Source organism: Arthrobacter crystallopoietes, from assembly GCF_002849715.1.
GTDB lineage: Bacteria > Actinomycetota > Actinomycetes > Actinomycetales > Micrococcaceae > Crystallibacter > Crystallibacter crystallopoietes.
Genome location: NZ_CP018863.1, coordinates 3,182,705 through 3,202,543, shown reverse-complemented (window position 1 = coordinate 3,202,543; position 19,839 = coordinate 3,182,705). Strand labels below are relative to the sequence as shown.

The 19,839-nt window shown below is 64.0% G+C and carries 18 protein-coding genes; 10 read left to right on the top strand and 8 right to left on the bottom strand.

Annotation, left to right across the window (positions count from 1 at the left end; all coding sequences use genetic code 11):
- The first annotated feature begins 13 nt into the window (after positions 1 to 13).
- On the top strand, positions 14 to 1,657 hold the full coding sequence (locus AC20117_RS14970) for a thiamine pyrophosphate-binding protein (RefSeq protein WP_236777321.1): 1,644 nt from the start codon (positions 14 to 16) through the stop codon (positions 1,655 to 1,657).
- Positions 1,658 to 1,680: 23 nt separating this feature from the next.
- The gene (locus AC20117_RS14965) at positions 1,681 to 3,297 is read left to right on the top strand and encodes a zinc-binding metallopeptidase family protein (RefSeq protein ID WP_074699042.1); all 1,617 of its coding nucleotides are present in this window, start codon (positions 1,681 to 1,683) and stop codon (positions 3,295 to 3,297) included.
- A 73-nt stretch (positions 3,298 to 3,370) separates the two neighbouring features.
- On the opposite strand, the gene AC20117_RS14960 is transcribed toward AC20117_RS14965, so the two are convergent.
- The 3 genes from AC20117_RS14960 to AC20117_RS14950 are packed head-to-tail and all read right to left on the bottom strand — an operon-like array spanning position 3,371 to position 6,503.
- On the bottom strand, positions 3,371 to 4,546 hold the full coding sequence (locus AC20117_RS14960; RefSeq protein WP_211482270.1) for a M20 family metallopeptidase: 1,176 nt from the start codon (positions 4,544 to 4,546) through the stop codon (positions 3,371 to 3,373).
- On the bottom strand, positions 4,543 to 5,778 hold the full coding sequence (locus tag AC20117_RS14955) for an aminotransferase-like domain-containing protein (RefSeq protein ID WP_074699044.1): 1,236 nt from the start codon (positions 5,776 to 5,778) through the stop codon (positions 4,543 to 4,545). The genes AC20117_RS14960 and AC20117_RS14955 overlap by 4 nt, the downstream gene beginning before the upstream one ends.
- Before the next feature lie 59 nt (positions 5,779 to 5,837).
- Complete coding sequence (locus AC20117_RS14950) at positions 5,838 to 6,503, bottom strand: TetR/AcrR family transcriptional regulator (RefSeq protein ID WP_074699046.1); 666 nt, start codon at positions 6,501 to 6,503, stop codon at positions 5,838 to 5,840.
- A gap of 220 nt (positions 6,504 to 6,723) precedes the next feature.
- Between AC20117_RS14950 and AC20117_RS14945 the strand changes: the two genes are divergently transcribed.
- From AC20117_RS14945 to AC20117_RS14920, 6 genes are all read left to right on the top strand, one after another.
- Positions 6,724 to 7,629, top strand: coding sequence for an ABC transporter substrate-binding protein (locus AC20117_RS14945; protein ID WP_158300474.1), 906 nt, complete (start codon positions 6,724 to 6,726; stop codon positions 7,627 to 7,629).
- 40 nt (positions 7,630 to 7,669) lie between these two features.
- Positions 7,670 to 8,587 carry an amino acid ABC transporter permease gene (locus tag AC20117_RS14940; protein ID WP_083339899.1) on the top strand — a complete coding sequence of 306 codons (918 nt, stop codon included), beginning with the start codon at positions 7,670 to 7,672 and terminating at the stop codon, positions 8,585 to 8,587.
- Complete coding sequence (locus AC20117_RS14935) at positions 8,587 to 9,345, top strand: amino acid ABC transporter ATP-binding protein (protein WP_101632610.1); 759 nt, start codon at positions 8,587 to 8,589, stop codon at positions 9,343 to 9,345. Before AC20117_RS14940 ends, AC20117_RS14935 begins: the two co-directional genes overlap by 1 nt.
- Before the next feature lie 267 nt (positions 9,346 to 9,612).
- Complete coding sequence (locus AC20117_RS14930; RefSeq protein WP_074699049.1) at positions 9,613 to 10,089, top strand: hypothetical protein; 477 nt, start codon at positions 9,613 to 9,615, stop codon at positions 10,087 to 10,089.
- A gap of 259 nt (positions 10,090 to 10,348) precedes the next feature.
- Positions 10,349 to 12,289 (top strand): beta strand repeat-containing protein, encoded by a 1,941-nt coding sequence (locus tag AC20117_RS14925; RefSeq protein ID WP_101632609.1) that lies wholly within the window; start codon positions 10,349 to 10,351, stop codon positions 12,287 to 12,289.
- Positions 12,290 to 12,317: 28 nt separating this feature from the next.
- On the top strand, positions 12,318 to 12,908 hold the full coding sequence (locus AC20117_RS14920) for a hypothetical protein (protein WP_074699053.1): 591 nt from the start codon (positions 12,318 to 12,320) through the stop codon (positions 12,906 to 12,908).
- 111 nt (positions 12,909 to 13,019) lie between these two features.
- On the opposite strand, the gene AC20117_RS14915 is transcribed toward AC20117_RS14920, so the two are convergent.
- The 5 genes from AC20117_RS14915 to AC20117_RS14895 all read right to left on the bottom strand — a co-directional run bounded on the left by AC20117_RS14915 (position 13,020) and on the right by AC20117_RS14895 (position 17,812).
- Positions 13,020 to 14,132: a mandelate racemase/muconate lactonizing enzyme family protein gene (locus AC20117_RS14915; protein ID WP_074699055.1), complete on the bottom strand. Its 1,113-nt coding sequence runs from the start codon at positions 14,130 to 14,132 to the stop codon at positions 13,020 to 13,022.
- Between the two features lie 66 nt (positions 14,133 to 14,198).
- A complete protein-coding gene (locus AC20117_RS14910; protein ID WP_074702825.1) occupies positions 14,199 to 14,978 on the bottom strand; it encodes an amino acid ABC transporter ATP-binding protein in 780 nt (259 codons plus the stop codon).
- Positions 14,979 to 15,000: 22 nt separating this feature from the next.
- Complete coding sequence (locus tag AC20117_RS14905; protein ID WP_074699056.1) at positions 15,001 to 15,981, bottom strand: amino acid ABC transporter permease; 981 nt, start codon at positions 15,979 to 15,981, stop codon at positions 15,001 to 15,003.
- The gene (locus AC20117_RS14900; RefSeq protein WP_083339510.1) at positions 15,978 to 16,919 is read right to left on the bottom strand and encodes an ABC transporter substrate-binding protein; all 942 of its coding nucleotides are present in this window, start codon (positions 16,917 to 16,919) and stop codon (positions 15,978 to 15,980) included. Before AC20117_RS14900 ends, AC20117_RS14905 begins: the two co-directional genes overlap by 4 nt.
- Before the next feature lie 26 nt (positions 16,920 to 16,945).
- On the bottom strand, positions 16,946 to 17,812 hold the full coding sequence (locus AC20117_RS14895) for a hypothetical protein (RefSeq protein WP_074699058.1): 867 nt from the start codon (positions 17,810 to 17,812) through the stop codon (positions 16,946 to 16,948).
- A gap of 104 nt (positions 17,813 to 17,916) precedes the next feature.
- Here AC20117_RS14895 and AC20117_RS14890 point away from each other — a divergent pair, with 104 nt between their 5' ends.
- Both AC20117_RS14890 and AC20117_RS14885 read left to right on the top strand, forming a co-directional pair.
- Positions 17,917 to 19,515 (top strand): PucR family transcriptional regulator, encoded by a 1,599-nt coding sequence (locus AC20117_RS14890; protein ID WP_074699060.1) that lies wholly within the window; start codon positions 17,917 to 17,919, stop codon positions 19,513 to 19,515.
- 46 nt (positions 19,516 to 19,561) lie between these two features.
- Positions 19,562 to 19,816: a hypothetical protein gene (locus tag AC20117_RS14885; protein WP_074699061.1), complete on the top strand. Its 255-nt coding sequence runs from the start codon at positions 19,562 to 19,564 to the stop codon at positions 19,814 to 19,816.
- Positions 19,817 to 19,839: the final 23 nt, after the last annotated feature.

Here is a 19,839-nt window from a genome sequence, read left to right as displayed (position 1 = left end):
GAGGCCACCAATCATGGAAACACTGGATCAGGAAACGTCCGTGGCTCCGCTGCAGATCCCTGCGGACAATGCGGGCCTCGCCATCATGAGCGTGCTGCGCAACTACGGGATCGACACCATTTTCGGCATTCCCGGCACCCACAACCTGGAGTTCTACCGCCACTTGGCCCCCCTAGGCATCCGCCCTGTCACCACCCGGCATGAACAGGGCGCCGGCTACGGCGCGGACGGCTGGGCCCAGCAGACGGGACTCCCCGGCGTCGTCATCACCACCTCCGGTCCCGGCCTGCTGAATGCCCTCTCGGCCGCGGGGACTGCCTACTGCGAGTCCCGCCCGCTGATTGTCCTCTCCCCCGGCGTGCCCGAGGGAGCGGAGTTCTCCGACAACGGCTCGCTGCACGAGACGAAGGACGCCTCCGCCGCTGCCGGCGCCATTATGGAGTGGAGCCGGCGCGTGCACAGCGCCCAGGAAGCAGTGCAGGCAGTCCACGACGCGTTCGAGCTCTTCCGCCACGGCCGGCCCCGCCCGGTCCACATCGAGGTTCCCCTCAACATCCTCGAAAGCCGGCACAGCTGCACGCCCGAACTGTTGGAGGCGCTGCCGCTGCTTGAGCCCGTTCAGGCGGACGACGGCGCCGTGGCAGCTGCCGCTGCTGCCTTGCGTTCCGCAGTGCGTCCCGTGATTTTGGCCGGTGGGGGCTCGCTCCACGCGGGCGACAACCTGCGCAGGCTGGCCGAGCGGCTGCAGGCGCCGGTGGTCACCACGCTCAACGGCAAGGCCGCCATTGCGGAAGACCACCCGCTCTCCCTGGGCTCCAACATCAGGTTGCCCCGTGCCCAGCAGCTGGCCGACGACGCGGACGTGCTACTGGTCGTCGGCTCCAAAGTGGGCGAGGCGGAAATGTGGGGCGGCGCCGTCACACCGCGCGGCAGCGTAATCCGCATCGATATCCTTGGCACCCAACTGGATAAGAACATTCCGGCGGATCTCGGGCTGGTAGGCGACGCCTCCGCCGTCGTGCCCCAGCTTCTGGCAGAACTCGACGGGCATCAGGCTCCGGTAACCAACCTCGCCGCCCTGCGTACGGAACTTGAGGAGCAGGCCCGCTCCCTCTCGCCCGAGCTCGCCGCGGTCAGCGAGACCATTGCTGCCAACGTGGCGGCGGACGCAATCATCGGCGGGGACTCCTCCCAGATCACGTACTTCGGGACGTCGTCGTTCATCCCGCAGCAGCAGCCGCACAGCCTGCTCTACACCCCCGCATACGCCACGCTCGGCTACGGCCTGCCGGCATCGATCGGCGCCAAGATCGCGGCGCCGGACCGCCAGGTGGTGTGCGTGGCCGGCGACGGGGCCCTGATGTTCGCCATCCAGGAACTCATCACCGCCGTGGAACAGGGACTGGACCTGACCGTGGTCTGCGTGGACAACGGCGGCTACGCGGAGATCCGGCAAAACGAACGCGACCGCGGCATGGAGCCCGTGGGCGTCAACCTGGCCCAGCCGAACTGGCCTGCCCTGGCTGATGCCTTCGGCGGACACGGCCAGCGGGCCGCGACCCTCGCGGAGCTCGGCGATGCCCTCCGCTCTGCCGCGACCGACGGCGGCCTGCAGCTCATCCATGTCCCGCTCGCCGAAATCGCCGCGAGCCTCTAACTACTGCACCTGAAGGAACACTCATGACGGAAGTACTCTCCGGTCAGTCCGCTGGTCCGGCCGGTCTGACCGACGAAGCCAAGGCCACCGCGCGTGCCTGGATCGACGCCAATATGGACCGGTTGAGCCAATGGCACCGGCACATCTGGGAGCTGGCCGAGCCGGCGTGGCGCGAGTTCCAGTCCGCTGCCTGGTATGTCGAACGCCTCCGTTCGGAAGGCTTTACGGTAGAGGCCGGCAGCGGCGGCATGCCCACGGCCTTCGCCGCGGAATGGTCCAGCGGCCAGGGCGGCCCGGTCCTGCTCACCTACGCCGAGTACGACGCCGTGCCCGGCAATTGCCAGGCCGCCGGCCACCAGGAGGAACCGCGCGACGGGCTCAGCGAATTCGCCCCGGGCCATACGGACCCGCATTCGGCGCTGGGCATCTCCACCCTTGCCGGGCTGCTGGCCACCAAGCACGCCATGGAAGTCCATGGGATCACAGGCACGCTGAAGTACACTGGGGAACCGGCCGAAAAGGTGCAGGGCTCCAAGGTGGTGCATGGCCTGCGCGGCTATTACGACGGCGTGGACGCCATTGTCAGCTTCCACCCCTTCTACATGCTGCCGCTGTGCAACACCGCCCGCTGGGACACCCAGTGCGGCAGCTACTACAGCAAGGTCTACACCTTCGTGTGCGACCAGCCCGAAACCTGGCAGCTCTCCGCCAACCCCAACTCCCCCATTCCCGCCTCGCACTCCGCTGCCCGCGCGCCGGGAGCCAACGTGGCCCTGATGAGCATGTATTCGTCGTCGCGGATCATGCAGGACGCCATGCTGCCTAGCTTCGGCGGCTGGTCCCTCTCCGATGCCATCTTCACCCACGGCCAGGCCACCGCGGATAACCTGCCGGCGCGGATAGCGCAGATCCAATACTCCTGGCGCTGCCCCACCGTCGAAATGGCCGAACATGTCCTTACCGTGCTGGACCGCAACGCCGAGCATGCCGCCGCGATGGCTCACTGCCGGCTGGAAACCACGTGGGTGGCGCGGAACCGGCCGGGACGGACCAACCATGTGCTGGCCCAAGCGCTCTACGACAACCTAGAAGCCGTCGGCGCCCCAAGCTATGGACCCGACGCCGTCGCGGCTGCGCAGAACATCCAGCAGAACCTCGGTCTCGAGCCCATGGACAAGCCCTTCCTGGACGAGTGCGAACAGCTGATCACGCCGCAGGACGCGGAGGCTGCGCTGCGCGAGCACATGGCGCCATGGCAGAAAAACTGGACCAGCGACGACTACGTGGAGATGACGCATTACGCTCCCACGGTCCGGTTCTATGTCTCCCGTTCCGCGCTCAAACCCGCCCCGGGCCAGGGCGCCTACCCCGGCTGGGTCATGAACGCCCTCGGCGGCATACCGGAAACCATCGATCCCACCATCGAGACCGCCGGCAAGACGATTACCGGGACCTTTATTGACCTGCTCACCCGGCCCGATGTCCTGGCCCAAGCCCGGACCGAATTTGAGGGCCGTATGGCAGAAGATCCCATGCCGGCTCTGCTGGAACCGGACTTCATGCCGCCCACCGAGCTGGCCTGGCCGGATTACTCCAAAGACACCAGCGGGTCACGCGTCTGGCATCCGAATTCCATCTAAAACAACGACGGCGGGTGGTTGCGTTTCAGACGCAACCACCCGCCGTTTCGTTGGTGATAATCCACCCGAAGGGCTAGGCGTCTATCATTCGCGTTCCCGTCAGCAGCCGCCGCCGGTGCGCCGGATCGGTGGCGAGATCAATGCAGGTCCAGGCCATGGCAAGGGCGCCGTCCCGGACAGCCTGGTCGCCGGCACTGGAGACCGCGAAGTCCGCGAATTCGGCGCTGTGGATCGGCGGGCAGTCATCGCCGAGTCCGATCATGGGATGGATTGTCGGAAAGTACTGCGACACGTTGCCCATGTCCGTCGATCCGGCCAACAGCGCCTCCTCGCGGGGACTCCTGCCCAGCAACCTGGCATTGGCGTTATACAAGTCGGCCATATGGCCGTCGGTCTTGAGGTTTGCGAAGCTGTGGCCCGTCTCGTCGATTTCCAACCGGCAGCCGCTGGCAACCGCACCTGCTTCCAGGCAGCGGTGGAGGACTTTCGTTACGTGTTCAAGAGACTCCATGGAGTCCGCACGTACCATCCATTCGCCGGTAGCCTTTTCGGGGATGACGTTGGGTGCGAAGCCGGCGTCGAGCACGTAGCCATGGATCTGTTGGTTCGGTTTCAGCTGTTGGCGGGCGAGACCGATGGCGGTCAGGGCGACCGTCATAGCGTCGAGTGCATTGATGCCCTCATAAGGTGCCGCGGATGCGTGGGCGCTTTGGCCCCGGAAGGTGGCCCTGTAGCCGGAGCATGCGTATGGCCTCATGGCGGATTCGTCATGCGCGTTCGGGTGGACCATCATCGCGGCATGGGTTCCGTCGAAGTCACCCTGCTCAAGCATGATGATCTTGCCGCCCACAGTTTCTTCCGCCGGCGTTCCAAGCAGGCGGACAGTGACGCCCAGTTCGTCGACCAGCGGGGCCAAGGCGGTAAACGCACCAAGAGCCGCGGCGGCGATGATGTTGTGACCGCACGCATGGCCGATCCCGGGGAGCGCGTCATACTCAGCGCAGATGGTTAGGACGAGTTCGCCGTGGCCGCCCTCGGCCCGCACTGCGGTAGGGAGTTCGCCCAGGCCGTGCTCCACGCGTGCTTGGTCGAGTGCTTCCAGCTCGGCCACCAGCCAGGCGGAGGCCTTGACCTCCTCCAGGCCGGTCTCCGGGTTGCCGTGGAGCCGATGGCTGAAGTCCACAATCCGGTCCAGTCCCGCCTCGAGCGCATCCTCGGCCCGCTGTTTTAAGGCATCCACCATGCTCATGCCGTAGCTCCCTGTATGCTCTCGGCGGTGGCCAGTCCGAGGCGCCGGACGCCTTCACGCAATCGTTCAGGTGTCTCGAAGGAGAATGCAATGCGCAGCTGGTTGTCGCCGGCCCCATCGGAATAGAAAGCACTGCCCGGGACGAATACCACCTTGTGGCCGATCGCCCGGTACATAACGTCTTCACCGGATATGCCCTCGGGCAGGGTCACCCAGGTGAAGAAGCCGCCGCCGGGCACGGTCCAGGTGGTGCCGGCCGGCATGAAGTCTGCGAGCGCTGTCATTGTCGCCTCACAACGGTCCCGGTAGAGATCGCCGGCTGAGGCTAGGGTTTGGCGCCAGTCGGTTTGGCTCAGGTACTCCTGCACAAGCATCTGGCTCAGAACCGAAGGGCAGATGGTGGTCGCTTCGGAGGCCAGTTGCAGTTGCCGGCGCACGTCATCGGGCACTACCGCCCAGCCCACACGAACCCCTGGGGAGAAGATCTTGGAAAAGGAACCGAGGTAGAACACGTTCTCCGGATCCAGCTGGTGGAGGCTTGGCAGGTAGAGGCCATCGAAGCTGAGCATGCCGTAAGGATTGTCTTCGATGATGGCCAGGCCCGCCTCCCTGCAGATACGGACGACGTCGGCCCGCCGCCCGGCGGAGAGCGTGACGCCGGAAGGATTATGGAAGTTGGGGATGGTGTAGAGCAGCTTGACCCGTTTGCCTACGGCCGCCAGCTCGCTGATTTTGCGCTCGAGTTCCCCGGGGATCAGGCCGTCGTCGTCCATGGGAACATGAACCACGTCCGCCTGAAGTCCGTCAAAGACGCTGATGGCGCCCACGTAGGTGGGGCCCTCGGCCAGGATGACATCCCCGGGATCGCAAAAGAGTTTGACCAGCAGTTCAAGCGCCATCTGGGATCCCGCGGTTACCTGCACGTTAGCCGGAAGCGCCGGGTTTCCTTCGGCCGCCATGACCGCGCAGATGAGCTCCTGCAATTCCCTGGTCCCGCCGCCCCCGCCATACTGCAGCGCGTCCAAGCCCTGGGTGCGGACCAGCTCGGCCGCCGTATCCGCGAGCGCGTCGAGCTGCAGGACGCTCAGGTCTGGATTGCCGCCGGCCAGGGAAATCATCCCCGGCTGCATCGAGATGTCGAAGACCTCGCGCACCGGCGACGGCTTGTAGCCGGAGGCACGGGCTGCGAACAGGCCCGCTGCCGTGGAGGACGGAAAGGAGGTGATGGTCATGAACTTCCTCGTTCTGTTGGCATTGCACAAAAGTGGAATCGACGGGCAAAAAGCGGTGGTCAGCGTTCGGCTGCATAGGCGAGCGTGGACTCCCATGCGGATGTATCAACGCCCAATTCGGCGGCAGCAAAGCGATAGAGCAAGCGCCGCATGTCCTCGGGGCTGCTCCCGTAGGTTCCGTTCACGGTCTGGATGGCGAGACCGTCGACAACGGCGAGCAGGAGCCGGGCCGCGTCCTCGGGGTCATGGACGGGATTGATGCTGCCCTCGGCAACGGCTTCCTCCAGCACGTCCAGGAAGAACTTGCGCCACAGCTCGAGAATGCTGTTGACCTCCTGCCGCATGGCTTGGTCCTTATGCGACGCTGCGTACAGCTCAAGCCAGAAGCCCCACGCGTCCGCGAAGGACTTGTCCCCTTCCACGGAGAAGGTCAGGAGGTCACGAATCTTCGCCAACGCGTTTGCACCACGGGAGGCGATCTCACGCCATTCCTCCTCGGCTTCATGGATCCGGTGGTCGATGGTCGCCGAGATGAGGCGGTCCCGCGTTCGGAAGTAATGCTGGATCATGCCGATACTGAAGCCGCTCGCCTCCGAGACCGCGGCAAAGGAGCAGCCGTCCACCCCGGAGTCGGAGATGATGGCAGCCGTGTGATTGACGATAGCCAGCCGGCGCTCCGCAATGGCTTCATCCGTTACGGCATGTTTAATCCTTGACCCGCCCACGGCTTACTCCTTCTGATCGCACTTCAGTTGAGGCCTGATGGAGGTTCCAACTCGGCGCATCCTCAAAAATAGCCCTTGACAGTGATCTCTGTCACTTCAATAATAAGTTGAACATATTGAAGTTATCAACACTTCTCCAGAATCTAATTCCGCCGATGGAAGGCACACCATGAACATGACGTTCCGGAACTCTTGCCTCGCAGTCACAGCACTTGCGCTGATGACAGGTGCTACAGCCTGCACGAACACCGAGAGCGCTGCCTCGTCGGGCGGCGAAGGTGCCAGCCAGGCCGCAGGACCCGTGTTGGGCGCAGGTGGCCAGGAGGCTGCGCAGGCTGTGGAAGAGGATCCCGCCGTCAGCGCACTCGTCCCGCAGGACCTCAAGGACAAAGGCACCATGGAGCTGGTGACGGACCCCACCTACGCGCCGATCGACTTCACCGACGACAAGGGCAACATCGTCGGACTGGAACCGGACATGGCTCTGGCCGCTGCCAAGAAGATGGGGCTGGACATCACCATCAACAAGGGAGATTTCAACGGCATCCTCGCCGGCATCGAGGCAGAGCGGTACGACGCCTCCTGGGCCGCCTTCTCCATCACCCCGGAACGCCAGGAGCGCGTGACCATGGTCAGCTATATGCAAGGGGGCACCTCGGTCATGGTCAAAAAGGACAACCCCGAGAGCATCGCGGGGGTTCTGGACCTGTGCGGCAAGACGGTAGCCGCCCAGACCGGCACGACGCAGGCCCTGACTGTGCTGCCAGGCTTCCAGGAAGAGTGCAAGAAGGCCGGCAAGGAAGAGGTTACCGAACTGGTGCTCCCCCAGCAGGACAACGTGAATCAAGCCGTGGCAACCGGCCGGGCCGCAGCGATGGCGGCCGATGGCGCGCTGATCGCCTACTACTCGCAGCTGCAGCCCGACGTCTTCGCTGCCGTCGAGGACATCCTCGTCGAGCCGTCGCTGGCCGGTGTCGTCGTGAACCAGAAGGACAAGGAGCTTGCGGATGCGTTCAAGGCCGCCATCGATTCGTTGATCGCCGACGGCACCTATACGGAGATCATGGAGGCCTGGAGCCTGGGCAACACGGCAGTTGAAGCGTCCGAGATCAACCCTGCCAAGTGAGCCGGACAAACCAGGAAGGCCAGGCCCAGACATCATGACCATGGAACGAACGAGCAAGCCCGTCCCGACATCCGGGCCGTCAAGCGCGGACATCGACTTCCTCGCACTAGCCGGCAGGCCGGTGCTGAGGCGCAAGCGGCCCGGGCAGGTGGTTGCGATCATCGCCGTCGCGTTCTGCATCCTCATCGCGGGCATCACCCTGGTTACCAACCCGGGCTTCGGCTGGGACGTGGTGGCCCGCTACTTCTTCGACACGCGGATTCTCGGCGGCCTGCTGACCACGCTGCAGTTGACCTTCATCGCCATGGTCATCGGATTTGTTGTCGGCCTGATCGTCGCGGTCATGCGGATGAGCGACAACTGGCTCTTAGCCGGTGTCGCGGGAGCGTACGTGTGGTTCTTCCGCGGGACCCCGTTGTTGGTGCAGCTGCTGTTTTGGGGCTTCGCCGCGGCGCTCTTCCCGAAGATCGGGATCGGCATCCCCTTCATCGGACCGAACTTCGTCGAGTGGAACACGAATGACGTCATTTCCCTCATGACCGCGGCCATCCTCGGCCTCGGCCTGAACGAGGGCGCTTACATGGCCGAAATCGTCCGCGCCGGCCTGCTCAGCGTGCCGCACGGCCAGACCGAAGCCAGCCGGGCCATGGGCTTCAGCAAGATGTCCACGCTGTGGCACGTAGTGATCCCGCAGGCCATGAAGGTCATCATTCCGCCGGTGGGCAACAACGTGATCTCCATGCTGAAAACCACCTCGCTAGTCATAGTCATCGGGGTGGGAGACCTGCTCTACAACACCCAGCAGATCTACGCCCAGAACCTGCGCCAGATCCCGCTGCTGATCGTCGCCAGCATCTGGTACATCGTCCTCACCACCATCCTGACGTACTTCCAGGGCAAACTGGAAAAGCGCTATTCCAAAGGCAACTTCCTCATTGCCGGAAAGGCGGCCCGCTGATGGCAACCGTCGAATTCCTCAACGTCCATAAGAGTTTCGGCGACGTGGAAGTACTCAAAGGCATCAACCTCACCGTCCAGCCACAGCAGGTGGTCTGCTTGATCGGCCCGTCCGGTTCCGGCAAATCAACCCTGCTGCGCTGCGTAAACCATCTGGAGATGACCACTGCCGGCGCCATTCTGGTGGACGGGCGGATGATCGGTTACGACGTCAAGGGCGACCAGTTGATGGAAGCCCGCCAAAGCGAGATCAACAAGCGCCGGTCGAAGATCGGCATGGTCTTCCAGAACTTCAACCTCTTCGGCCACATGACTGCCCTGGAGAACGTCATGCACGGCCCGTTGAAGCTGCTCAAGGCGCCACGGGCCGAAGCGGAGGCCAAGGCACGCGGTCTGCTGGGCAAGGTTGGCCTAGCCGACAAGATCGGTAACTACCCGTCCCAGCTCTCCGGCGGTCAGCAGCAGCGCGTGGCCATCGCCCGGGCCCTGTCCATGGATCCGGACGTAATGCTCTTCGACGAACCCACGTCCGCCCTAGACCCGGAACTGGTCGGCGAGGTGCTGGAGGTCATGAAGAAGCTGGCGCGTTCGGGCATGACGATGATCGTGGTCACCCACGAGATGGGCTTCGCCCGCGAAGTAGCGGACGTGGTCGCCTTCATGGACAACGGCGTCATTGTGGAGCAGGGCGCTCCGGACGATGTCCTGCTCCACCCACAGCACGAGCGGACCCGCAGCTTCCTGGCCCGCGTCTCCTGACTCCCGGAGCGCGGACTTTCGAGAACAACGACGGCGGGTGGTTGCGTTTTTTCACGCAGCCACCCGCCGTTCCGCTTGGCCTGCTTATCGAACAAGCGCCAACTAGGACGCGGACGCAGTGTGTGTCAAGACTTGAGCAGATCTTGGGCGAATTTTGAGGCATTTTTTCAGGTACATGCGCCTGAGCAGCGGTTCTTCTTGAGGTTAACCCACGAAAGTGAATCCAGAGCAGATCAGCTTCTCGACTCACTAACTAAGGGGCACATCATGAAGAAGTTCACCGCACACAAAAAGCGTGTAGCCATCACGACTGCAGCCCTCGTCGCCATCGGCGGCGGCGCGGCCTTCGCCTACTGGACCTCGACGGGCTCAGGCACCGGCAGCGCAACGACCGGAACCACTGTGCCTTTTACCGTCACCAGCACGACGGCGACCGGCGGGCCACTTACGCCGGGTGGACCCAGCCAGGTAGTCGAATTCGAGGTCACCAACCCCAGCACCGGCGTGCAGCGTCTGCAAAACGTTATCGTGACAGTCGCGGACGAGGACGGGATCCTGTGGACGGATGCCGGCGGATGCTCCTATAAGGACTACTTTGTTAGCGATGCCGTGTTCACCGCTGGCGACGTCGCACCCAACGGCGGTAAGGTCACAGGCACCGTCACGATCAAGATGAACAACCTAGCCACGAACCAGGATGCTTGCAAGGGCCTGGCTGTGCCGCTGCACTTCTCCGCCAGTTAGCCGATAGCAGCCTGTACCTCCCGGCCCGCTTGACCTTCATGTCGCGGGTCGGGAGCCGTGTTTCTAGGAATGAGTCCGGAAGGTCGAGATGCTCGTGCCCAGCCAGCCCGCCGCGCCCGAATCCCCTCCCGGGGTCCGGGCCAGTGCGCTGCCTTTGAGGCGCCTGTTACGATCCAGCGCGATCGTCGTCGCTGTCTGGTTCCTTGCGGTTGTTCTGGGTGCGGGGCCAGCCTCGGCCTACTGGACGGCGACTGGATCCGTGACCGCGGAGGTGTCGACCGGAACGCTGTCGGCACCGACTGCCGTGACAGTTTCCCTGATCGGCGCTTCCACTATCCCGGTCAACTGGACGGCATCTTCGGGTACTCCGAACCCAGAGGGTTACTACATCACGCGCTCCAGCAGCAACGGGATGGCCGTGCCTGCCTGCGGAACCAGTTCGACTGTTCTGGTCACGGGCACTTCCTGCACTGACACCGCCGTGGCGGCGGGCACCTTTACCTACACCGTGACAGCGGTCTACAAGTCCTGGACTGCTGCCAGCGTACCCAGCGGTGCCGTTACCGTCGTTGCGGCGAACAAACTGGCTTTCACCACCTCGCCCAGTGGCGCTACGGCCGGCGCCCCGATTAGCCCGGCCGTCGCGGTGAGCCTGCAGTCGGTGCTGGGCACCACTGTCGAGGCTGCCGGTGTTCCCATCACCGTTTCCTTGAGCGGACTGAACCTCAACGGTGCCAGACTCTCAGGAACGCTGACTGCCTTGACCAATGCCCAAGGGGTAGCCGTCTTTAACGACTTGTCCATTGATAAGGCAGGCCTCGGCTTCACGCTGACGGCTACCAGTTCGGGACTGTTGGATGCAACGAGCAGCCCTTTCACCGTCAACGCCCCGTTGCCGGCTTCCAGGCTGGTAATCACCACGCCGCCTGTTTCAGGTCCCGCATCCGCAACAGCGTCTCTGGGGCAGGTGACGCTGCAGTTGCAGGACGCATCAGGAAATTCAGCACCTGCGCCGGCCGGCGGTACCGTCGTGGCCCTGTCGTCGAACTCCACCGGAACCAAGGTCTTCTCTGCCACCGCCAGCGGCACGCCCACCACGAGTCTAACGATTCCGGCCGGTTCCTCCACCGCGTCCTTCTACTACGGCGACACCAAAGCCGGCACCCCGACCCTCACCATCAGCGCCAGCGGCCTGACAAGCGCCATCCAAACCGCCACCGTCAGCGCCGCCGCCGCCTCCAGAATGGTCTTCACGTCTGCCCCAGTCTCCGGAGCCGCTTCCGCAACGGCAAATCTAGGCCCGGCAACAGTGCAGCGTCAGGACACGTTCGGCAATCCCGTCACCGCCGGCGCCACCACATTGGCCCTGACGTCGAACTCCGCCGGAGGCAAGGTCTTCTCTGCCACCGCCGGCGGCTCGACCACAACAAGCGTGACGATTCCGGCCGGTTCCTCCACCGCGTCCTTCTACTACGGCGACACCAAAGCCGGCACGCCGACTCTCACCGTCAGTGCCAGCGGCCTCACCAGCGCCACTCAGACCGCCACTATCAATGCCGCTGCCGCATCCAAGGTGGTCTTCACCTCTGCCCCGGTCTCCGGAGCCGCTTCCGCAACGGCAACCCTGGGCCCGGCAACAGTGCAGCGTCAGGACACGTTCGGCAATCCCGTGACCGCCGGCGCCACCACATTGGCCCTGTCGTCGAACTCCACCGGAAGCAAAGTCTTCTCCGCCACCGCCGGTGGCACATCCACCACAAACGTGATGATCCCGGCCGGTTCCTCCACCGCCTCCTTCTATTACGGCGACACCAAAGCCGGCACCCCGACCCTCACCGTCAGCGCCAACGGCCTGACCAGCGCCACCCAGACCGCCACCGTCACGGCAGCCCCGGCAGCCAGACTGATGTTCGGTCAGCAGCCGCCCAGCACGGTGAGGGGAGGCCAGGTCATTGCGCCTGCTGTCACCGTTCTGATCGTGGACGGTTTCGGGAATCAAACGACAGGAACGGTGCAGGTAACGATGAGGAAGGGCGCTTCGCCCGGAGACCTGAAGGGGTCCCTAACCATCACTGCCGTCAATGGCATCGCTACCTTCAGCGATCTGTATATCGCAGGACAAGCTACTGCATCCCACGTCCTCATAGCCTCAACACCAGGTTTTGCAGACGTGACCAGCAATCCCTTCAACGCCAACTGACCAATCCGCGCAGCAGAAAGGCCCTCCGATGAACTGTGACCAGCTCGCCGCCACCGGCCTGCCTATAACGGCGCTGATAGCACTAGCAGTCGCCTTCGTAGCTGCCGGCCTGTTGCTGGTTGCCGCGGCCCGCCGACGAGGCACCAGACGGGGAGGCGTCGCTGTCCTGCTGCTGTTACTGCTCTTTGCCGGGGGCTCCGGCGCCGGCGTTTCAGCCGCCCAAGCTGTACCGGACTGCAGCCAGGAGATCCAAGGCCCGGTCGTGATCGGGCCGAACAAGGAAGTCACAGCGGTGCAGATCTCGACTATCAACGGCGTTGCCCCCGGAGCTGATCCCGCACTCATCACCGGGACCGTCACCAACAACAGCACGGAAACCAGGTACATCGCTGCAGTTACGGTCAGGGCCAGCTCCTTGGCCATGGCCCCTGAAGCAGCACCCGGAGCGTGCGACCTCAGCGACTACATCCTGACCGATGTACGGATGCCAGTTGGCCGCACACTGGCACCAGGAGAGTCAACGGTATTCACCGGGGCAAAAATCGGCTTCAACAACAAATCCGTCAATCAGGACGCCTGCAAGCTGGCCACCGTGACCCTGCGCTACGACGTTAGCTAGGTCCAGCCCACGGCTGCTGCACTTTGGAAGAAAACGACGACGGCGAGTGGTGGCGTTGCGCTTCCACCCGCCGTTTCGCTCGGTCTGCTTATTGAGAACCAGCGCCAACCGTCACGCCAGAACTTCGCACTCGCTGACCGTGAGTTCGGCAAGGATGTCGGTGTCCACGTCGACGCCGAGACCAGGCCGTTCGGTGATCTGGACGTCGGGCAGAACGTACTGCAAGTCCCCCGGTTCCTTCGCGAACTTCATCGGCCCGGACAGTTCAGTGGAAACGATGTTGGGATGGCTAAGGGCCAGATGGAACCCTGCTGCGGAAGCGACGCTAGTCTCGAGCATGGAGCCGATCTGCACTTTGAGTCCGCCGAGTTCAGCCTGCGTCGCCATACGGTGGCAGGGCGTGATGCCGCCGCTCTTCATGAGCTTCAGGTTGACCATGTCCACCGAGCGGTCACGGACAAACCGTGCAAGGTCGCCGGCATCCACTACGGATTCGTCGGCCATCAGCCGGGCGCTCGTGTCCTGGCGAAGCAGGCGGAAGCCGTGGATGTCGTCCGCGAGGATTGGCTGCTCTATCCAATCGATGCCGAACGGCTCAAGGGCCCGGATCATTGTGCGGGCCGTGGCCGGATCGCCCCACCCCTGGTTCGCGTCCACCCGGATGGCCAAGTCGTGACCGATAGCGGCCCGCACGGCCCGCACCCGCTCCACGTCCTGCCCGTCGTCGCTGCCGAGCTTCATCTTGAGGTGCCGGTACCCTTCGTTTCGTGCCTGGACCGCCTGTTCGGCGAGCACCTCGGGCTCCAGAATGCTCATCACCCGGGCGATGTTTGGCTGCTCCGGCCGGCGCCCTCCCAGGAGTGCGTAGATGGGTCGCCCGGCAGCTTTGCCCGCCAGATCCCAACAGGCAATGTCGACGGCGGCCTTCGCAGCGCCGCACCCCTTCAACGACTGGTCGAGCCGCTGATGAATCGCGGTGATGTCCCGCGGGTCCATCCCCAAGATGGCGGGAATCAGCTCGGTCTTGAGGGCTTCGACCGTTCCGGTCGGCGTTTCTCCGGTGATGTGTCCATCCGGAACGCTCTCACCGTAACCCACCAGTCCATCGTCGGTCTCAAGAGTCAGGATGATGCTCGGCATTGAGTCGTAGGTGGCATAAGAAACCACGAAGGGTTCCAGCAGCGGAACATCGATGAGCGCGATGGTGGCGCGGGAGATTTTCATTGGTACTCGCAATTCAAGAGAGGGCTAGGGGTCGGACTGTCAACGGGATGCTGAAGGTGCGCCCGGCTACATGACGCTGTTGAGGAAGGCGATGGTCCGGGGATGCTGCGGATTGTCGAGCACCGCAGCCGGCGCACCCGATTCCACCACCACGCCCCCGTCCATGAAGACGACGTTGTCCGCGGCGCTGCGGGCGAAGCCGATCTCGTGGGTAACCACAATCATGGTCATCCCGTCGGCGGCGAGGGTCCGCATCACGTCGAGGACATCGCCCACCAGTTCGGGGTCCAGCGCGCTCGTCGGCTCATCGAACAGCAACAGCTGGGGGTCCATGGCGAGCGCCCGGGCAATCGCGACCCGCTGCTGCTGGCCGCCGGAAAGCTGCGCCGGATAAGCCTTCGCCAGGTGGGCCAGGCCCACCCGGTCCAGCAACTCCATGCCGCGCTTGAGCGCCTGCTGCTTGGGCACCTTCTTCACTCCCACCGGCGCGGCCCAGATGTTCTCCAGGGCGCTCATGTGCGGGAACAGATTGAAGCGCTGGAACACCATGCCGATGCTGCGGCGCTGCCGGGCGACTTCGCGCGGGTTCATTTCGAAAACCCGGTCCTGGCGCTGGGCGTAGCCGATCAGTTCGCCGGCCACGGAGATACGTCCGCCGTCGATCCGCTCCAAATGGTTGATGCAGCGCAGGAAAGTGGACTTGCCGGAGCCGGAAGGGCCCAGGAGGCACATGACCTCTCCGGCATTGACGGTCAGCGAGATGCCTTTCAGCACCTCCACGCTGCCGTACTGCTTACGGACGTTGCTGGCGACCAGGAGCGGCGTCGTTGCCGCGGAGCCAGGCATGGGCCGTTGGGTTGCGAGGGCGTCAGTCATTGACCGGTCCTTTCGATTCTGGCTGCTTGCCTTTGCGGAACGAGGACACGATCCGGCCCAACGGCGTAGGCCCCGGCTGCCGTGCGTTCCCGCGGCCGTAGTGCCGTTCCAGGTAGTACTGCGGCACGGACAGCACCGAGGTCAGGAAGAGATACCAGCAACTAACGACGATGAGCAGCTCCACCTGGCGGAGGTTCTGCGAGGAGATCTGGGTGGCCACGGTGTAAAGCTCAAGAACCGCGATGACGGACAGTAGGGACGTGTTCTTCAGCATCGAGATGGTCTCGTTGCCCATCGGCGGAATGATCACGCGCATCGCCTGCGGCAGCACCACCCGGAAGAGAGTGTAGGCCGGTGACATTCCGAGCGAGGCGGCCGCCTCTTGTTGCCCCGCATCCACCGAGACCAGCCCGCCCCTGATGATCTCCGCGGAATAGGCGGCCTGGTTCAGGGTCATGGCCAGCAGCCCGGCGGTGAAGGCGGGTACCAGTGTGTTGGTGTCTACCGAGAACACCGTGAAGTCCGTGAACGGGACGCCCAGGGATATCTGCGAATACAGCAGCCCCAGATACCCCCAGAAGACAATCTGGATCAGCAGCGGGGTTCCGCGGAATACCCAGACGTAGAACCAGGCGAAGGCGTTCATCACGGGGTTTTTCGACAGCCGCATCACCGCCAGCAGCACGCCGAGGACGGTCGAGACGAGCATGGAAACGACGGTCACCACCAGGGTGAGGCCGATGCCGCTGAGGATCCGCGGGTGGAAGACGTAGCTGCTGATGGTGTCGTGGTCGATGTTGGGGTTGGTCCACAGGGACGAGAAGAGAGCGACAAATCCCAGGGCCAGTGCCCCCGCAACGATCCACCGCCACGGATGCCGCAACGGAACAGCGACGACGTCGTCCGCCGTGCTGGCGGTGGTGCTCCCGGTTTCTGCTGCGTGCCGGGCAGGGAGGGTGCTCGCCTGCTTCATGGTTTGGTCCCGCCCAGATTGAGCCCGGTTTCCTTGACCGTGTAATCGGATAGGTCGTACTTCGCCAGGATCTCGTCATAGGTGCCGTCGGCGATGACCGCATCGAGGGCTGCGAGGATGGCCTGGCTCAGTTCCTTGTCCTCCTTGAGGATGCCGATCCCGGTGTAGACGGGGTTGTAGCCGGCCGGATTCGCGGGGTCCTTCACGATGTCGAAGATCTTGCCGTCCCCGGCGGTCTTGGCTGCATAGGTTGCTACCGCGGAATCGACGACGTCGGCAGCGGCCTTGCCGGAACGGACGGCTGTCTGCACATCTGTTTCCAGCGGGAGCTCGGCAACGTTCACCGGCTCGGAGCCCTTGTCCTTGCACTGCTGGTCGTAGCTGCGGAGGATCTCCCCCTGCACCGTGGCCTTCTGCACGGCGACGTTCTTGCCACACAGGTCCAGCACGGTGGTGATGTTCTCCGGATTGCCCTCCAGGACCAGGATGGAGAACCCGGCGTGGAGGTAATCCACGAAGTCCAGCGTCTCCTGCCGCTCAACCGTGTCATTCATGCCGGACATGATGATGTCGTTCTTGCCGGACTGCAGTGAGGGAATGATGCTGTCGAACGCCTGCGTCTGCAGTTCCAGCCGCACGCCGAGCTTGGCGCCCATCGCCTGGGCAAGGTCGTAGTCCAGGCCCGTGAGTTGCTGGTTTTCATCGAACATCTCCAGCGGCGGATAGGGAATGTCCGAGGCCACCTTGATCACGCCGGCCGATTTGTATTCCTCCGGCAGGGCCGCTGCGGCGGCGGGGTCGATGTCGGCGGTGGAGATTGGCTGCGGCTCTGCAGCCGGGGCGGCTCCTCCCGCACACCCCGTGAGTCCGACGAGGAGGCTCAGGCTGGCGACGCCGAGGACGTGGCGCACGGTAACTGCTCGATTTTTGTGGCGCATTGTTTACTCCTGATGGTGGGTGTAGGTCAGGCCTGGCTGGTTTTGGTCAGCCGGTACCAGCCGGTCCGGGTGACTCCGGTGGCGCTGTAGCCGGAGGCGAAGGCGGATTCGAAGATCCCGCGGATCGTCAGCCGCCATTGGCTTGCTTCGGTCGGATTCGCGGCCCTCAAGGCGACGATGTCCTGCGGTGCACGGCACCAGAGGGCACCCGGGGTTTCGCGGAGCAGCGGATCGGAGTCCGGGCCGTATTCGAGGATGCGGACCAGGTCCGCTTCGGGGAGCTGCGGCTCTTCGACTTTGCCTTCGCTGCAGTTGACGCTCCGCGTGGAGGTCAGCGGCCAGACGGCCACGAGCCGGTCGCTTTCGTCGTTGGCGTTGATGTCGTCCTGCATTTCGCCGTAGAAATCGCGGGCGTATTCCGTGGCGTGGGCGCCGAGTTTCGTCAGGTTGAAGCGCGCGTTCCGGCTGACCAGCGGATCGAAAGTCCACGTCATCGTGTCGATGCCACGGGCAAGGGACCACGCCCGCTGGTGTTGTTTGAGGGCGAAACCCACGCCCTTGTCCGCCGTGCCGGGCAGGACGCCGGCGATCAGCGAATAGGTTGCCCGCCCTCCCGGGGAAACGATGCCGACGGCTGCCCCGCACAACACGCCGTCCGTCCTGTAGGCGGCGGAAACGTTGCAGCCGGCGTGGGAGATGCTCCGCAGTAGATCAAAGGGGACGGGCGCTCCATGGGGCGACATTCCCCAGATGGAAATGAGCAACTCTTCAACGTCCCGGAGTCTTTCGCGGTCGTGTTCATCGACAACCCGGACGCCGGCCCTGGCTGCGGCAGCGGCCGCCGCTTCCTCGGCCTGGCGGGCTGCCGGGTTGGCTTCAACTGTAAGTGACATGCGTCAACTATGGCCTGAGCGGGTTAGCCATGACTTCAGCGCCCGGCACCAACCTTCGTCCTTTGTCTTGTGGTCCAGCACAAACCGCCGGTAATGTGCACGAAGTGGTCACCCTCGCGAAAACCCCGGATAGCATCGGCTTGCCCGACCTCCTGCAAGTTCTGGAGCGTTCCGGACTGCTGGTGCGCTCGTACGGCAACGCCCCCAAGCTGTCCCTGACCAGTCCAGCCCTGTACGATCCGCTCGCGCCCGTCGAAGGATTCCGCGGCGAGATCCTGCTGGGGATAGGCCTCCATCCTGCGAATCCGGAAACCAACGACGTCGTTCTAAGCGCCGCGGGCGCTGGTTTCGGCGCGATCGTCCTGAAGCAACTCTCCCAGGACATCGACGGACTCGTCACAACCGCCGTCGAAGCCGGCATTGCCCTTCTCGTGGTGGACGACGCAGTAGGCTGGCGGCAGCTCTACGCCCTTCTGGAATCGGCGCTGAGCACCGCGGCAGAAACCAGCCGGTCGCCCTCGCCGTTGGGGGCAGGTGACCTATTCGCCTTGGCCAATGCCATCGCAGCCATGGTCGGTGGCGCCACCACCATCGAAAACCTCCAGGAACAGGTACTGGCCTACTCCGCCCTCCCCGACCAGCCCATTGATGAAGACCGACGGAACGGAATCCTGGGGCGGCAGGTTCCCTACCTGCCGGAGAACGCCGAGCAGTACGCCTCCGTGTTTCAGTCTCGCGGCGCCGTGCACATCAAAGGGATCGGCACAGCGCTGGACCGGTTGGCCATCGCCGTCAGGGCAGGGAACCAACCGCTGGGTTCCATCTGGGTTGTCGACGCCGACGGAAACCTGGATTCCGACGCGGAGCAGGCACTGGAACGCGCCGCCGATATCGCCGCCCTGCACATGTTGCGTGCCCGCAGCGCCAACGATCTGGCCCGTCAGCAACGCGCAGAACTCCTCCGCCGGCTCCTCGAAGGCGGCGATGATGTCCAGCTCATCGCGGAACAACTTGGACTCAAGCCGTCGGGCCCCTTCGTTGTCGTCGCTTTCCAACCGGACCTCAGCCAAGCCGACGAAATCTCCCTGCTCCGCCTCGTAGACCTTGTCACCACGCAGTGCGAGTCCCACCGGCAAGGCGCCCACTGCGTCCTCATTGGCACCACCATCTACGCCCTCTTCGCGGACGCTGCCGCATCGGCTCTGGGGTCCATCGAGGCCCTGGCCCGCCGCCTGATCGAGCGATCCGCCGCTACCCTGCCAGTCCAGCTACGGGTGTCGACCGGCTCTGCCGCCGCTACCGTCGCCGGGATCAGCCGTTCACGGCACGACGCCGACCTTGTTCTGTTGATGCTCGCTTCCGGGCGCAGCGACGGCGCCTATGCCAGCGCCCAGGAAGTACGCAGCCGGCTGACCCTGCTCGAACTCGCGGCTCAGTTCCGGAACACCCCGCGGCTCATGTCCCCGGCCGCAACCAGGATGGTGGAATTCGATGCCAAGTCCGGAACCGACTATGCCAAGACGTTGCGCACCTACCTCGATTTATCGCGCGACTCCGCCAAAACTGCCGCCGCTCTGTCCCTACATCAGAACACTCTCCGTTACCGCCTGCGGCGCCTCTCCGAACTCTTTGGCATTGATTTGGGCCAGCCCGAAGACACCTTGGTGCTGTGGCTCAGCCTGCACCTTCAGGAGCTACTCTGACTATGAGGAAACAATCCGCATACCCACCCTGCTTCGAATACAGGGCATGACCGCAACACCAGCCATCCGTATTGGCATCGTCGATTCCATGGAACTGGCCTTGGCACGTCGTTCCGCCGCGGAGACGCTCGCGGAGCTAGTCCGGAATTGGAACAATCCGCTGCCGGAGGCCGTCGTTGCCGCCGCGAGGAGTCATCTAGCCGTGGCCGAAAACTGGGCCAGGCTCCGCCGTGAAGCACCGGAAGCAGAAAAGGTTCAGGCCGTCTTCGCCTCACTTCCGTCTGCAACCTCTGATCCTTAGAGCGTCGTTTCCCTCCGGCGCGG